The following is a 15,001-nucleotide window of genomic DNA, read 5'->3' as shown; positions in this document are numbered from 1 at the left end:
AGCCTGGCGAAAGCCGTGAGAGGATGCGTGAGTAAAAACAAACTGTCGAAAGGTCAACAACGTCGCGTAAGCGCCAACCATCAGCGTCGTCTGCAGCAACGGAGTGATAAGCCGGAGCCGGATGATAGCCTGTTTGGAGAAGCGGCTGATGGCGTGGTGATCAGCCGTTTCGGCATGCACGCAGACGTGGAAGATAGCGAAGGCGTTGTGCATCGCTGCAACATCCGCCGCACCATTCGCTCGCTGGTCACCGGCGATCGTGTGTTGTGGCGCGTGGCCATTGGCGGCGGCAAAGGGATCGTTGAAGCGGTACACGATCGCAAAACGGTGCTAACCCGCCCTGACTTCTATGACGGCGTGAAACCGATCGCCGCTAACATCGATCAGATCATTATTGTATCGGCGATCCTGCCGGAGCTGTCGCTTAACATCATCGATCGCTATCTGGTGGCCAGCGAAACCCTTGGCGTCGAGCCACTGCTGGTTCTCAATAAAACCGATCTGCTGGATGCCGAAGGTCGCGCGTTTGTCGACGAACAGATGGAGATCTATCGCAACATTGGTTATCGCGTATTGATGGTGTCCAGCCACGCCAAAGATGGCCTGGTTGAGCTGGAAAGCGCCTTAACCGGTCGCGTCAGCATCTTTGCTGGTCAATCCGGCGTGGGCAAATCCAGCCTATTGAATAACCTGCTTGGCCTGGATGTGGCGGCTGAAATTCTGACCAACGATGTCTCGAACGTCTCCGGTCTTGGACAACACACCACCACCGCTTCACGCCTCTATCACTTCCCGGCAGGTGGCGACGTGATCGACTCCCCAGGCGTGCGCGAGTTCGGTTTATGGCACCTGGAACCGGAACAAGTGACGCGTGGATTTGTCGAATTCCGTGAGTTTCTCGGTAGTTGTCGTTTCCGCGACTGTAAGCATGATACCGATCCCGGCTGCGCGATTCGCGAAGCGGTAGAAGAAGGCAAAATTGATATCTCCCGCTTCGATAACTACCACCGAATTCTGGAGAGTATGGCGCAGGTAAAGACGCGTAAAAACTTTTCCTCCGACGCAGATTAACGAGTACAACGGCACATTCGCCAACGAGCTGGGGCGCTGCTACAATCCGCCCCCCTTTTTGTTAACGACACGTAATTAAGCCAGGAGGCAACGGTGTTTGATCGTTTTAAACTCGGCCTGAATCATATTTTGCCTAAAAAAGGGCTCACCGAGCTCGCCGGTTGGGGCGCTAGCCGTCGTGGTGGCTGGCTCACCAAAGCGGTCATCGACATCTTTGTCTGGTACTACAAAGTGGATATGGCAGAAGCCAGCAAGCCACATACCGGCAGCTACCGCACCTTCAACGATTTCTTTGTGCGTCCGTTAAAAGAGGGCGCGCGTCCCATCGATCCTGATGCCACTTTATTGGCGCTGCCAGCCGATGGCGCGATTAGCCAGCTGGGCCGCATTGCCGGCGATCAGATCTTCCAGGCCAAAGGCCACACCTACAGCCTGCAGGCGCTGCTGGCGGGTAACGACGATTTGGCGGCGCAGTTTAACGACGGTGAGTTCGTTACCACTTACCTCGCCCCGCGCGATTATCACCGCGTGCACATGCCCTGTAACGGCATCCTGCGCGAGATGATCTACGTGCCTGGCGATCTCTATTCGGTGAACCCGCTGACCGCGCGCAACATTCCCAACCTCTTCGCACGTAATGAACGCGTGATCTGCGTTTTCGATACCGATCATGGCCCGATGGTGCAGATCCTGGTCGGTGCCACCATTGTTGGCAGCATCGAAACCGTGTGGGCGGGAACCATTACGCCACCGCGCGAAGGGGTGATCAAACGCTGGCGCTATCCTTCTGCCGAACATGACGGTGCGGTGGTGCTGCTGAAAGGCCAGGAAATGGGTCGCTTCAAATTGGGTTCAACGGTTATCAACCTGTTCGCGCCTCATCGCGTGAAGCTGGCCGAAAGCCTCGAAGCCGAAAGTAAAACCCGCCTCGGTCAGCCGCTGGCCATCGCCCTGCCTCAGCCCGGCGACAGCGTCTCACTTAGCAAATAACCCGGAACCTCTCCCGTGCGCGTTCTCCTCTCTCTGCTGCTGAGCCTTGTGCTCAGCAGTTCTGTCTTTGCCGCTACCGTTCCGCAATCCAGTCAGCTTAAGCAGGAACTGGATGCGGCTAAATCCGCGAAAAGCTCACCTGCTCAAACCGAACAGGTTCAGGCGCTGGAAGCGGCAATCAACTTCCTCAACGAGCGCGATGAGTCGCTGGAGCGCGCGAAGCAGTATCAACAGGTGATCGATGATTTCCCGCGACTGGCGCGCGAACTGCGTCAGCAGATTGCCACCCTAACCGATAGCAGCAAGGCGGTACGCAGCAATATGAGCAGCGCCGAGCTGGATCAAGAGCTGTTGCAGGTGAGCAGCCAACTGCTGGAAGAAGGCCGCCAGGCACAGCAAGAGCAGGATCGTGCTCGCGAAATCAGCGATTCACTGTCGCAACTGCCGCAGCAGCAAACCGATGCGCGCCGGGCGATGACCGAAAGCGATCGCCGCGCGCAGAGCTCATCTGCGGCGACCACGCCGCTCGCGCAGGCGCAGATTTACGCACGTCAGGCAGAGAATGCCGCTAACAAAGCGCGCGTTGATGAGTTAGAGCTGGCGCAGCTGTCGGCGAATAATCGCCAGGAGCTGGCGCGCATGCGTGCCGAAGTACACCAGCGTAAAGCCACTCAGCTGGATAACTATCTGCAGGCGCTACGCAATCAACTGAATAACCAGCGCCAGCGCGAGGCTGAACTGGCGCTGGAGCGCACCGAGCAACTGGCGGAAAACAGCGGCGATCTGCCGAGCGCCATCAGCGATCAGTTCCGCGTTAACCGCGAATTGTCCGCAGACCTCAATCAGCAAGCGCAGCGCATGGATCTCGTCGCTTCGCAGCAGCGCCTTGCCACCAATCAAACTCTGCAGGTGCGTCAGGCGTTAAGCACGCTGCGCGAGCAGTCGCAATGGCTGGGCGCCTCCAATCTGTTAGGTGAAGCGCTGCGAGCTCAGGTGGCGCGTCTGCCGGAGATGCCGAAATCTCAACAGATTGATAGCGAAATGGGCCAGCTGCGCGTGCAGCGCCTGCATTATGAAGACTTACTAGAACGCCAGCAGGACCTGCGCAAAGCCAAGCAAGATGATGGCACGCCATTCAGCAGCGATCAGGTGCGCATCCTTGAAGCACAACTCAAAACCCAGCGCGAACTGCTGAATTCCCTGATTTCTGGCTGCGATACGCTGATTCTGGAAATCACCAAACTTAAAGTTTCCAATACGCAGTTGCAGGATGCCTTAGCCGAAGTAAAAGATGCGACGCATCGCTATCTCTTCTGGACCGCCGACGTAAACACCATCGGCCTGAATTTCCCGGTAGAGATGGCGCATGATCTTAAACGTCTGCTGTCGCTGGATACTGCCGGCCAGCTCGGCAAAGCGCTGGCGATGATGTTTACGAATCGCGAAACCGTGTTGCCGATCATTGGCGCAATTTTGCTGGTTGGCTTCAGCATCAGTTCACGTCGTCATTACAACGCTTTTATGGAGCGCTCGGCCAGCCGCGTCGGTAAAGTGACTCAGGATCGCTTTAGCCTGACGCTGCGCACGGTATTCTGGTCGATTCTGGTGGCGGTGCCGCTGCCAGTGCTGTGGGCCGCGCTCGGTTATGGTTTGCAGCACGCCTGGCCCTATCCATTTGCCGTAGCGATTGGCGACGGCATCACCGCTACGCTGCCGCTGCTGTGGGCCTTTATGATCAGCGCCGCGTTTGCGCGCCCTGATGGTTTATTTGTGGTGCATTTCCGTTGGCCTCAGGCGCGCGTGGCGCGTGCGATGCGCTATTACTCGCTGTCCGTTGGGCTGATTGTGCCGCTAATCATGTTGCTGATCGCCTTTGCTAATCTCGACGATCCGCAATTCTCAGGCACGCTGGGACGCGTGTGCTTCATCCTGATTTGTGGCGCGCTGAGTATCGTCACCGTTAGTCTGAAACGCGCCGGCATTCCGCTCTATCTGGATAAAGAAGGCAACGGCGACAATTTCGTTAACCGCATTCTGTGGAACCTGATGATCGCCCTACCGCTGGTCGCCGCCTTCGCCTCCTGCATCGGTTATCTCGCTACGGCGCAGGCGCTGCTGGCGCGTCTGGAAACCTCGGTAGGTATTTGGTTCTTCTTGTTGGTGGTGTATCACATCATCCGCCGCTGGATGCTGATTCAGCGTCGCCGTATCGCCTTTGATCGTGCGCGCCAGCGTCGTGCCGATATGCTGGCCAACCGCGCGCGCAGTGAAGAAGAGAAAGAGCAACAAACGCCGGTGAATGCGGACACCATCGAAATTGAGGAGCCGAGCATCGATCTGGATGAGATCAGCGCGCAGTCGCTGCGTCTGGTGCGTTCACTTCTCACGCTGATCGCCCTGGTGTCGGTGATTGTGCTGTGGTCAGAAATTCATTCGGCGTTTAGCTTCCTCGATAACATTCCGCTGTGGAATGCCAGCACCACTATTCAGGGCGTTGATAGCGTGCAGGCGATTACGCTGGGCGCGGTGCTGATCGCGATTCTGGTGCTGATTATCACCACGCAGCTGGTGCGCAATATGCCTGCTCTGCTGGAGCTGGCGCTGTTACAGCATCTCAGCCTGGCGCCCGGCACCGGCTACGCGATTACCACCTTGACCAAATATGCGCTGATGCTGATTGGCGGTTTGATTGGCTTCTCGATGATGGGCATTGAGTGGTCGAAGCTGCAGTGGCTGGTTGCCGCGTTAGGTCTGGGATTGGGCTTCGGTATGCAGGAGATCTTCGCCAACTTTATCTCCGGCTTGATTATCCTGTTCGAAAAACCGATTCGTATCGGCGATACCGTCACCATTCGCGACTTGACCGGCAGCATTACCCGCATCAACACGCGCGCCACCACCATTACCGATTGGGACCGCAAAGAGATTATCGTGCCGAATAAGGCCTTTATCACGGAGCAATTCGTTAACTGGTCGCTGTCGGATTCGGTCACGCGCGTGGTGCTGACCATTCCTGCTCCCGCGCGGGTTAACAGTGATGAAGTGACCAACATTCTTAAGCAGGCAGCCGATCGCTGTACTTATGTGCTCGATATGCCGGCGCCGGATGTATTCCTGGTCGATTTGCAGCAGGGTATTCAGCTGTTTGAACTGCGTGTGCATGCGGCGGAGATGGGACATCGCATGCCGCTACGCCATGAACTGCATCAGCTGATTCTGCGCGGCTTTGAAGAGCACGGGATTGAGATGCCGTTCCCACCATTCCAGGTGCGTATGGAAACGCTGGGCAGGAAAACCCCCGCCAGCAACGGAACTCCCTCCAGCCAGACGTTTAAGTCCGGCGGATTATAAAAACAAAACGCCCGGCAGAAGCCGGGCGTTATTTACTGCAGCACAGAGCCAATCACTTCACAAACTCTTCGCCCTGCGCGATATCTTTCTTCAGCGTTTCCAGCATGCCCTTCAGTGCCTGCTGTTCAAACGCACTCAACGTGCCAAGCGGGCGGCGTTCGACAATGCCATTTTTACCCAACAGCAGCGGCTGCGAGAAGAAGCGCGCGTATTCACCCTCGCCTTCCACATACGCACACTCCACCACGTTAGCTTCACCTTGCAATGCGCGAATCAGCGACAGGCCAAAACGTGCCGCCGCTTGTCCCATCGACAGCGTAGCCGACCCGCCGCCGGCTTTGGCTTCCACCACTTCGGTGCCGGCATTCTGAATTCGTTTAGTCAGATCCGCCACTTCCTGTTCGCTAAAACTCACGCCTTTAACCTGCGACAGCAGCGGCAAGATAGTCACGCCTGAATGGCCACCAACAACCGGCACTTCAATCTCGTTCGGCTGCTTGCCTTTCAGCGCGGCCACAAAAGTATTGGCGCGGATAATATCGAGGGTTGAAACGCCAAACAGGCGATTTTTGTCATACACGCCAGCTTTCTTTAGCACTTCGGCCGCAATGGCCACCGTGGTATTCACCGGGTTGGTGATGACGCCAATCAGGGCTTTCGGCGCGGTGCTGGCAACCTGTTCGATCAGGTTACGCACGATGCCGGCGTTGACGTTAAACAGGTCGGCGCGATCCATGCCCGGTTTACGTGCCACACCCGCAGAGATCAGCACCACATCGGCACCATGCAGCGCTGGCGTGGCATCTTCACCGCTGAACCCTTCAACGGTGACTGCCGTTGGGATATGGCTGAGATCCACCGCCACACCCGGCGTTACCGACGCGATGTCATAAAGTGAGAGAGCTGAGCCTGCGGGTAATTGCGTTTTGAGCAGCAGTGCGAGCGCCTGGCCAATACCACCAGCGGCACCGAGAACGGCAACTTTCATCCTGAACTCCTTATTAAGGTGGGGCAGAGATATGCCGAAAATCCATCAGGTTACGAGTTTAATCAACTTCTCAGGCGATAGCGACTAAACCTGTCGCGCACTTAAACTACGCCGCAATCGGCTCCCGAGACATCTCCACTTCAGAAGTCGCCTGAATGATACATTCGCAGCCAGAAGACAATGGACGGCAATGATCATCGATATAGTTGTTACCACATCAATAATATAACAACTTTGCAACCTTCGCTTTGCGCGCCAACCCGCGATTTTGGCGCGGCGTAAAACTCTGGTATCATCTCGCCCCCGCAGGGTGTAACCGCGATTCTCTCACCAGACTTATTGCATAAAAATTCATCTAAATGCATAATAATTTATCTGCCGTAGGCCTGTTGCCTGCTGCAACCCTCTTTTATTGGTAGCTTATGCGAAACCCATCAAAACAAGACGACTTGATTAAGGCGTTTAAAGCCTTATTGAAGGAAGAGAAATTCAGCTCCCAGGGCGAAATTGTGCAGGCGCTGCAGGAAGACGGCTTCGAGAACATCAATCAGTCCAAAGTTTCTCGTATGCTGACCAAGTTTGGCGCGGTGCGCACGCGCAATGCCAAGATGGAGATGGTTTACTGCCTGCCCGCCGAGCTCGGCGTCCCCACCACCACCAGCCCGCTAAAAAATCTGGTACTGGATATCGACTACAACGATGCCCTGGTGGTAATTCACACCAGCCCCGGCGCGGCGCAGCTGATTGCACGCCTGCTGGATTCGCTCGGCAAAGCCGAAGGTATCCTCGGCACCATCGCTGGTGATGACACCATCTTTATTACCCCTGCGCGCACCTTCTCGGTGAAACAGCTGCACGATGCTGTACTGGTTTTATTCGAACAAGAGCTATAAAAACCTGCTGCATGCCGGCAGAATCTCTGCCGGTTATTTCTCCTCACCCGCATCATCCGTAACCATGCTGTTACAAATTCCTTTGTAAATAATAAGTTATCCATATACCCAGCGGTTCTTTTCCTCCATGAGGATTGGTACGACCTTTGCGCCTGCTTAACCTAATGCGCTATTTTACGCTGCTTTACATACGGTCCTAAGTGTCATTACCTACCCGCAGCGTATCAGCCAGCGAGATCAACCATGATCTTTCGCACTAAAAGATAATTTGATGTAGATCATTGTTTTTACATTGAATTAGCTGTCATTGGTTAAGATCCAGGCGTTTTTTATAACTTCCGGTTCTAAAAAAGTGCCATAAGGATAAAGAATTACAACCAAACATTATTAGCTAGATATTAATTTCGTGAGTGATTAGATCTATACTTAGTTTCGTGATGCAAATCACATGAAAGAAAAAGATAAAAATAGACGACGAGGAAAAATATCATGAACGTTAAAACTACTATCGCAACGCTAAGTGTTCTCTCTGCCCTGTCATTTGGTGCTTTTGCAGCAGATTCTATCAATGCCGAACAGGCTGCGAATCTGCAACCCGCAGGCACCATCAGCGTCAGCGGCGTGGGTGGCTCCCCAATGGATATTCGTCAGCAGTTAAATGACAAAGCCGATCAGCAAGGGGCAAAAGCTTACCGAGTGATCGAAGCGAATACCGGTGACAACTACCACGCGACCGCTGAACTGTACAAATAAGTTACAGATTCAACGCAATGTGAACGGCGACCCGTTTAAGACGCCCTTGCCTCTCAGGTTGCCTACCCAAATTTCAGGAGAGTGAATCATGAAAACCAAATTAGCTATCGCAGTACTGGGCCTGGCTTCTGTTCTTTCTTTTGGCGCAAGCGCCGCAAGCCTGGTTTCCAATCAACAAGCTGAACAGCTGCAATCTCTGAACCAAACTATCAGCGTAAGCGGTGTTGATGGCGACCAGACCAATGTTCGCCAGGAACTGTCGCAGAAGGCCGATGCTCAAGGTGCCAGCCATTACCGCATCATTGAGAGCAACCGTGGCGATACCTTCCACGTGACTGCTGAACTGTATAAATAATCATTAATTGAACGTCCGGTGCCCAGACGGCGCCAGGCAATAGATCGACGACCCGCCCACCCCTTTCTGCCGCAGGTTGTTGATTAAACGAGGAGAAAATTATGAAAATCAAAACAACCATCGCAACTGCTAGCCTGCTTTCCCTGTTAGCCTTTGGTGCTTCCGCAGCACAACTGGTTACCGAACAACAGGCGCAGAATCTGCAACCTACCGGCAGCACTATTTCAATTAGCGGAACCGGCGGTTCACCGATGGATTACCGTGCCGAGCTTTCACAGAAAGCGGATGAGCAAGGTGCCAGCGCCTACAAAGTTATTGAAGCTAAAACCGGCGACAGCTATCACGTCACCGCTGAGCTGTATAAGTAATTCCTCGTCAATTAAGACGAACCCTTTGGCCCCGCTCGCCGGGGCCCTTTTTTACTTTACATTGAAGCGGAGCTGGCCTTCCAGCTCCTCTTCTGCTTCATCAAATAGCAGAATCAATGCGCCATACCGGCGTTTCTGCCCTTTCCCCAGATTTACAAACTCAATCTCCAGCGGCAACGGCAGTTGCTCACCGACGATCGCATCCCAAAGATCATCAAGATCGTTGATGGTGAGATCGGCCAGTGCAAAACGATCGCTAAACTGGCGGTAGAAATGGGCTTGATCGACAATTTCGTCGAAATCGAAACGCTCGGTTCTCATCATGACGCCCTCTTAATCGCAGCGGCTAATTTAGTCCGCCGAGGTGCAGCGCTTTCACTTCCAAATACTCTTCCATACCCAGTACCGAACCTTCGCGTCCCAGTCCGGACTCTTTCACGCCGCCGAACGGCGCCAGTTCGGTGGACACCGCACATTCGTTAATGCCAATCATGCCGGCTTCCAGCGCCGAAGAAACCCGGAATACGCGTTGAAGATTCTGCGTGTAGAAATAGGCCGCTAAACCATATTCAGTGTTATTGGCGCGCTGAATGACATCGTCTTCATCGTCAAAACGGAAGCAAGCCGCTACCGGCCCAAACGTCTCTTCCTGCGCTAGCTTCATCGCTTCATGCGCTTCCGCGATGACCGTCGGCTGCCAGAAATTACCGCCGAGCGGATGACGCTCACCGCCGACCAGCAGTTTGCCACCTTTGCTCAGCGCGTCTTTGACATGCTCTTCCACCTTTTCCAACGCGGACTGTTCAATCAGCGGGCCTACAATGACGCCCTCTTCTGCGCCGTTACCGACTTTAAGTTTCCCCACCGCCTCGGCCAGCTGGTTGACGAAACGATCGTACACAGCGTTGTGTACATAGAAGCGATTAACACTGACGCACACCTGTCCGGCGTTACGGAACTTATTGGCAATCGCACCCTGCACCGCGGCATCGATATCCGCGTCTTCAAACACGATATAGGGCGCGTTCCCGCCTAACTCCATCGAGACTTTTTTCATGGTTTCCGCAGCGTTACGCATCAGCGTTTTACCCACGGCGGTTGAACCGGTGAAGGAGATTTTACGTACCGCCTTGCTGGCCATAATCGCATCACTGATCGCATGCGTATCGCCCGCTACCGCATTGAGCACGCCATCCGGCACGCCAGCTTTCTGCGCCAGAGCCAGCAGCGCAAATGCGCTTAACGGCGTGTTATTGGCCGGTTTAATGATGCCAGTACATCCGGCGGCCAAAGCGGGACCGAGTTTGCGCGTCAGCATCGCCATCGGGAAATTCCACGGCGTGATCGCGGCAACCACGCCAATCGGTTCGCGCGTTGCCAGAATGCGCGAGCCTGGTTTAGCGGGCGGGATAATTTCTCCATTGACGCGCTTTGCCTGCTCGGCAAACCACTGAATAAAACTGGCGGCATATTCCACTTCGCCTTCGGCTTCTTTGAGCGGTTTACCCTGCTCCGCCGTCATCAGTTGGCCCAGCCAGCTTTTGTTTTCGATGATTAGCTGATACCAGCGATTGAGGATTTCGGCACGCGCCTTAGCGGTTTTATCGCGCCAGGCAGGAAAGGCTCGCTGCGCAGCGGCAATCGCCTGTTCAGTTTCCTTTGTGCCGGCTTTCGCTACCTGCGCTAATACCTCGCCGGTGGCGGGATTAGTGACATCAAAGGTCGCGCTGGCTTTTTGCCATTGGCCATCGGCGAAGTAGCCGGTTTTGAATAATTCGTGTTGTTGCAGGGAAGTGGACATCGGTTTTCTCCTGTCAGTTTACGTCCTGTCAGGAAAGTATAGATGCCATTATCAGAGGTTTTTGTGTCAGCGTGGGATCTAAAAGGCCGCTGCATGCTGCAGCGGCCAGTTTCAGATTTGTATTAGCGTGTTCTGGTACTTATCCAACATCAGTGCCAGCCGTTTCACCGGCTCGGTGACGTTATCCGGCGCTGAATAGTGCTGCAGCTTCTCCTGATAAATCTCTAACTCTTGCAGCAAGCGCTCGAAATAGTAACGCCGCTTGTCATCGCTGGTCGCAGAAACGATGCGATCGGCGGTAGAGCGCAACTGGCGGTGATAGGCTGATAAATCTGCATTGACCGGCACTTCGGCATTTCGCAGGCGTTGATGCCCGATAATCAGCGTCAGCGCGATGCGATATTTATTAATATCGCCGGGAAACAGATTGAGCAGCAAGAACAGTTGCTGATACAGCGCCGGCAGATGGTTTTCACGCCGACGCGCCTGATTGGTGGTAAGAGCGGCCACAGCAGCATACATAAAGCGATTGAGCAGTTTACGTCCGGTACGGTCTTTCGATTTATCGCGAATCAGCAGAATCACCATCATCGCCACGAAGCAGCCGATAACCTGGCCCAGCACGTTGTCGAGGAACACGTTGAACTCAAACTTCATCGGGTTATCGAGTACCAGCACGTTTAGGGTGCCAATCAGCGCGCCCAGCGTTCCCAACTGACGGCGCTGTACAAAAATGCCACCGATAAAGCCCAGCGCACCAATGGCGATGCATAACAGCAAGATACTTTGCTGGGTAGCGGGCAGAATAAAGATGAAGTAGAGCGCACCGAGCGGTACCGCCACCGTCATGCCGTAAAGGAAATCTTTCGCCACCATCAGCGGATTTGGCATGCGCATCGCGAGCGCGGTAATCACCGCCAGCATCACCATGCAGCCGCTGCCCGACGTCCAACCGGTATACAACCAGAACAGCGAACCCAGTGCGGTGGCGACAAAGGTACGTACGCCGTTAATCATCGCGTGATGCGTTTCGGCCGAGCGCGCCTGAATCACCACTTCGCGTTGCAGTATGCTCTCTTCGAGCGTGGTGATACGGCTGTTGCTTTTTATGCCATTGATGAGCAGCAGATATTCGGTTGCCGCACCCACCCAACTCGCCAGCGTGACCGGCACGGTTTTACTGCTCACGCCAATTAAGCGACGCATCAACTTCATGCGTTTATGCACATCGTTGACGTTGTTGACCTCTTTTTCGATCAGCAAGCGGTAGTGCGGTGGAATGTATTCCGGACGTGAATTTTGAATCAGAAAGGTTTCGGCGGCCTGAGTGATCAGCGTCAGCGACAACGTATTCAGCATTTGCAGACGGCGGCTGGAATTTTTCCAGCGTGACGACTCCATTAGCAGTTGGCTACGCATGCCGTTGAGTGCCGTAGTGCGACGCACTAACGCGCTCCAGGCTTTGTCCACTTCGTCTTTATCTGTATGAGCCACGCACATTTGCAGCAGCTTGTAGTGCGCCACCAGCAGCGCATCGACTTCCTGCTCAATCACTTTTTTGATTGAGCGCGGCGAGAACAGCATGTCGGCGAGAATCGCGCACAGAATACCGATAACGATTTCACTGCAGCGCTCAACCGCATATTGCGGCGCCAGCGTTAAGCCGCCGCTGGCATCCGCCGTCACCACAATGATCAGCGCGGTGTAACCCGCAAGGCCAAGTGCGTAGGAGTTTTCCACTTTGATTAGCGAAGAGAGCCAGACGCACATGCCCGCCCACAGGCAGCAGATCAGCAACATGACCACCGGCGCGCGCACCGTGGCAATCATGATGGTGAGCGCGGCGATACAGCCAATAAAGGTACCAATGATGCGCAGGATGCCGCGATAGCGCAGTGCGCCAGAGTAGGGATCGCCCCCTGCAGCAAAAGCGGTACCACCGGCCACGATGCCGGCGGTCATCACCGCCCAACGCGGCGTTTCCAGATTGAAGTGAAAGCCAATCATCAACGCCGCAACCAGCGCGAAGGTTAGCTTTACCGGGAAACGCAAAAACTCAATCATATCGCCCTCGCTTAACCAAACTCACGCAGGCGGTTGAACAACTGCGTCAGCGGCGAGACTTTGGTTTCGCGGTCCTGCGCGCCGGTGATCACCACCGTCGCGGTAGTACCTGCCGGGAAGCGGTTGCCTGGCTGATCGTCGAGACGAATGCGTACCGGCACACGTTGCGCCAGACGAACCCACTCCAGATTCGAGTCAATGGTCGCCATGCCTTTGCTGTCGCTGGTGCTGCTGCTGTTCGTGACACCCGCAGCAATACTGTCGACGGTACCGCGCAGCACCACATTGCTACCCAACGGCGTAATCTGCGCGCGGAAGCCGGGACGCACGCCATCCAGCTTGGTCTCTTCCATGTAGGCCAGCACATAGAAGGAGTGCTGCTGTACCAGCGCGACCGCCACTGAACCACGCGTAATAAATTCGCCCTGATACACGTTGAGGTTAGTGACCCAGCCATCTGATGGCGCTTTGATGGTGGTACGATCGAGGTCGATTACCGCCAGATCGCGCGTCGCAACCGATTTGGCCAGCTGATGTTCGCTGGTTTGCAGATCGTTATTGGATTGCTCAATCGCTTCACGCGACATGGCGCTGGTGCCCAACTGATTGCGGCGGCTGGCTTCACGACGTTTTTCGCTTACCAACGCCTGGTAATATTCAACGTCTGCCTGCGCTTCATCCAATGCTTTTTGGTAACGTGGACGATCGACCACAAACAGCGTGTCGCCTTTTTTCACCAGCTGGTTATCGTGCACTGGCACGTCAGTGATGATGCCGGTGACGTCTGGCGAGATCGCCACGACATCGGCGGAGAATTTAGCATCACGCGTCCACGGTGATTCGGTGTAGAACACCCAGGCGCGGAAGATGATCACGATTGCGATGACAACCAGCAGGAGCGTAATCGCGTATCGCGCGATTTTTCTTATTAGCGCTTTCACTTAAAAACCTCAGACGAATAAACGGGATACAAGGTAAAACACACAGCAATACAACGCGGTGTTAAACAGTGCTGGATGCCAAACCAGATCGTAGATCCCGCTAGGCGTTAGCACGCGTTTCACCAGCCAGAACAGCGCCAGAGAAACCAATAGTTCTACGAAGATGGGCGGAAAAGACAGCCCGAATACGACAAATACCGGAAGCACACTCATTTCGGATCCTTAGTTCGACCTTGCCGGATTGCACCGATACCTGCCCACATGCCGAGCGGCACGTTGGGTTTATGCTCAGGGGAAGACGGATAAACTGATGGCAACATTCAGGCCGCGTTGAGCTAATCATAGCGTATCATCGGGTTAACACAGCCGTGTTCAGGTGCAGTGAAGAGACCCAGCGCGCGTATAGTAACGCGCTTGACTATACGTTTTCTACATATTGTGAGCTAAATCACTTTTTAGCCAGATTAAACAATGGATCGACTTAAAAGCATGTCCATTTTCGCCAAAGTGGTTGAATTGGGCTCATTTACCGCCGCAGCACGCCAGCTTCAGCTTAGCGTTTCATCTATCAGCCAGATTGTCGCCAAACTGGAAGATGAGCTACAGGTTAAATTGCTCAACCGCAGCACGCGCAGCCTTGGACTGACTGAAGCCGGGAAAATCTATTTTCAAGGCTGCCGCCGCATGTTAGCTGAGGCATCACAGGTGCACGAGCAGCTGTATGCCTTTAATAACACGCCGATAGGTATTCTTCGCATCGGCTGCTCATCAACGATGGCGCAGAATGTTTTATCGGCGATGACCAGCGAAATGTTACGTGAATATCCGGGTTTAAGCGTCAATCTGGTGACCGGCATTCCGGCACCGGACCTTATCGCCAATGGCCTCGATTTAGTGGTACGTGTGGGTGCGTTGCAGGATTCGAATCTGTTCTCACGCCGTCTGGGGGCAATGCCGATGGTGGTGTGTGCGGCCAAAAGCTATCTGGCGCAGCACGGCACGCCGGAAAAGCCGGGTGAGATCGACAATTTTTCCTGGTTGGAATATAGCGTGCGGCCAGATAACACCTTTGAACTGGTGGCACCGGAAGGATTGGTGACGCGTCTCACGCCGCAGGGCCGTTTTGTGACCAACGATTCACAAACGCTGATTCGCTGGCTGAAAGCCGGTTGTGGCATCGCCTATGTGCCGCTGATGTGGGTGATTGATGAGATCGGCGCCGGTGAGATCGATATTCTGTTCCCGCAATACCACTCGGAGCCGCGCCCGGTCTATGCGCTCTATACCGAGAAGGATAAGCTGCCGCTGAAAGTACAGGTGTGTATTGATTATCTGACGGAGTATTTCAAACAGGTGGCGCAGCAATATCAGCAGCATCGGAAAGGGTGAAAAGAGATTAAGGTCGCCGGAAATGGCGACCTTACAG

At 54.5% G+C, this 15,001-nt stretch carries 14 protein-coding genes; 8 read left to right on the top strand and 6 right to left on the bottom strand.

The window, feature by feature from the left end; all coding sequences use genetic code 11:
* Positions 1-27: 27 nt before the first annotated feature.
* The 3 genes from rsgA (at position 28) to mscM (ending at position 5,412) form a co-directional block, all read left to right on the top strand.
* Entirely contained in the window at positions 28-1,071 is a 1,044-nt protein-coding gene (gene rsgA / locus PMI17_RS19900) for a small ribosomal subunit biogenesis GTPase RsgA (RefSeq protein WP_007891997.1), read from the top strand.
* 93 nt (positions 1,072-1,164) lie between these two features.
* Complete coding sequence (gene asd / locus PMI17_RS19895) at positions 1,165-2,061, top strand: archaetidylserine decarboxylase (protein WP_007891996.1); 897 nt, start codon at positions 1,165-1,167, stop codon at positions 2,059-2,061.
* Positions 2,062-2,076: 15 nt separating this feature from the next.
* Positions 2,077-5,412: a miniconductance mechanosensitive channel MscM gene (mscM, locus tag PMI17_RS19890; protein WP_007891994.1), complete on the top strand. Its 3,336-nt coding sequence runs from the start codon at positions 2,077-2,079 to the stop codon at positions 5,410-5,412.
* A 52-nt stretch (positions 5,413-5,464) separates the two neighbouring features.
* Here mscM and mdh read toward each other — a convergent pair whose 3' ends face one another.
* The gene (gene mdh, locus PMI17_RS19885; RefSeq protein WP_007891993.1) at positions 5,465-6,400 is read right to left on the bottom strand and encodes a malate dehydrogenase; all 936 of its coding nucleotides are present in this window, start codon (positions 6,398-6,400) and stop codon (positions 5,465-5,467) included.
* 422 nt (positions 6,401-6,822) lie between these two features.
* Here mdh and argR point away from each other — a divergent pair, with 422 nt between their 5' ends.
* From argR to yhcN (PMI17_RS19865), 4 genes are all read left to right on the top strand, one after another.
* Positions 6,823-7,293: a transcriptional regulator ArgR gene (gene argR / locus PMI17_RS19880; RefSeq protein ID WP_007891992.1), complete on the top strand. Its 471-nt coding sequence runs from the start codon at positions 6,823-6,825 to the stop codon at positions 7,291-7,293.
* Between the two features lie 489 nt (positions 7,294-7,782).
* Positions 7,783-8,046: a peroxide/acid stress response protein YhcN gene (yhcN, locus tag PMI17_RS19875; protein WP_007891991.1), complete on the top strand. Its 264-nt coding sequence runs from the start codon at positions 7,783-7,785 to the stop codon at positions 8,044-8,046.
* 88 nt (positions 8,047-8,134) lie between these two features.
* Positions 8,135-8,401 carry a YdgH/BhsA/McbA-like domain containing protein gene (locus PMI17_RS19870; protein ID WP_007891990.1) on the top strand — a complete coding sequence of 89 codons (267 nt, stop codon included), beginning with the start codon at positions 8,135-8,137 and terminating at the stop codon, positions 8,399-8,401.
* Between the two features lie 101 nt (positions 8,402-8,502).
* The gene (yhcN, locus tag PMI17_RS19865) at positions 8,503-8,769 is read left to right on the top strand and encodes a peroxide/acid stress response protein YhcN (RefSeq protein WP_007891989.1); all 267 of its coding nucleotides are present in this window, start codon (positions 8,503-8,505) and stop codon (positions 8,767-8,769) included.
* A gap of 51 nt (positions 8,770-8,820) precedes the next feature.
* On the opposite strand, the gene PMI17_RS19860 is transcribed toward yhcN (PMI17_RS19865), so the two are convergent.
* The 5 genes from PMI17_RS19860 to aaeX form a co-directional block, all read right to left on the bottom strand.
* Complete coding sequence (locus PMI17_RS19860) at positions 8,821-9,090, bottom strand: hypothetical protein (protein ID WP_036621939.1); 270 nt, start codon at positions 9,088-9,090, stop codon at positions 8,821-8,823.
* A 25-nt stretch (positions 9,091-9,115) separates the two neighbouring features.
* Positions 9,116-10,570, bottom strand: a complete 1,455-nt coding sequence (locus PMI17_RS19855; RefSeq protein WP_007891987.1) for an NAD-dependent succinate-semialdehyde dehydrogenase — start codon at positions 10,568-10,570, stop codon at positions 9,116-9,118.
* Positions 10,571-10,681: 111 nt separating this feature from the next.
* Positions 10,682-12,634 carry a p-hydroxybenzoic acid efflux pump subunit AaeB gene (aaeB, locus tag PMI17_RS19850; protein ID WP_007891986.1) on the bottom strand — a complete coding sequence of 651 codons (1,953 nt, stop codon included), beginning with the start codon at positions 12,632-12,634 and terminating at the stop codon, positions 10,682-10,684.
* Between the two features lie 11 nt (positions 12,635-12,645).
* Positions 12,646-13,575, bottom strand: coding sequence for a p-hydroxybenzoic acid efflux pump subunit AaeA (aaeA, locus tag PMI17_RS19845; RefSeq protein WP_007891985.1), 930 nt, complete (start codon positions 13,573-13,575; stop codon positions 12,646-12,648).
* A 9-nt stretch (positions 13,576-13,584) separates the two neighbouring features.
* The gene (gene aaeX / locus PMI17_RS19840; protein WP_007891984.1) at positions 13,585-13,788 is read right to left on the bottom strand and encodes a p-hydroxybenzoic acid efflux pump operon protein AaeX; all 204 of its coding nucleotides are present in this window, start codon (positions 13,786-13,788) and stop codon (positions 13,585-13,587) included.
* Positions 13,789-14,046: 258 nt separating this feature from the next.
* On the opposite strand from aaeX, the gene aaeR reads away from it, so the two are divergent.
* Complete coding sequence (gene aaeR / locus PMI17_RS19835) at positions 14,047-14,964, top strand: HTH-type transcriptional activator AaeR (protein ID WP_036621938.1); 918 nt, start codon at positions 14,047-14,049, stop codon at positions 14,962-14,964.
* The last annotated feature ends 37 nt before the right edge of the window (positions 14,965-15,001 follow it).

This window comes from Pantoea sp. GM01, assembly GCF_000282675.1.
GTDB lineage: Bacteria > Pseudomonadota > Gammaproteobacteria > Enterobacterales > Enterobacteriaceae > Pantoea > Pantoea nemavictus.
Note: the sequence above shows the minus strand (reverse complement) of the source record. Positions and strands in the feature narration are given on the sequence as shown.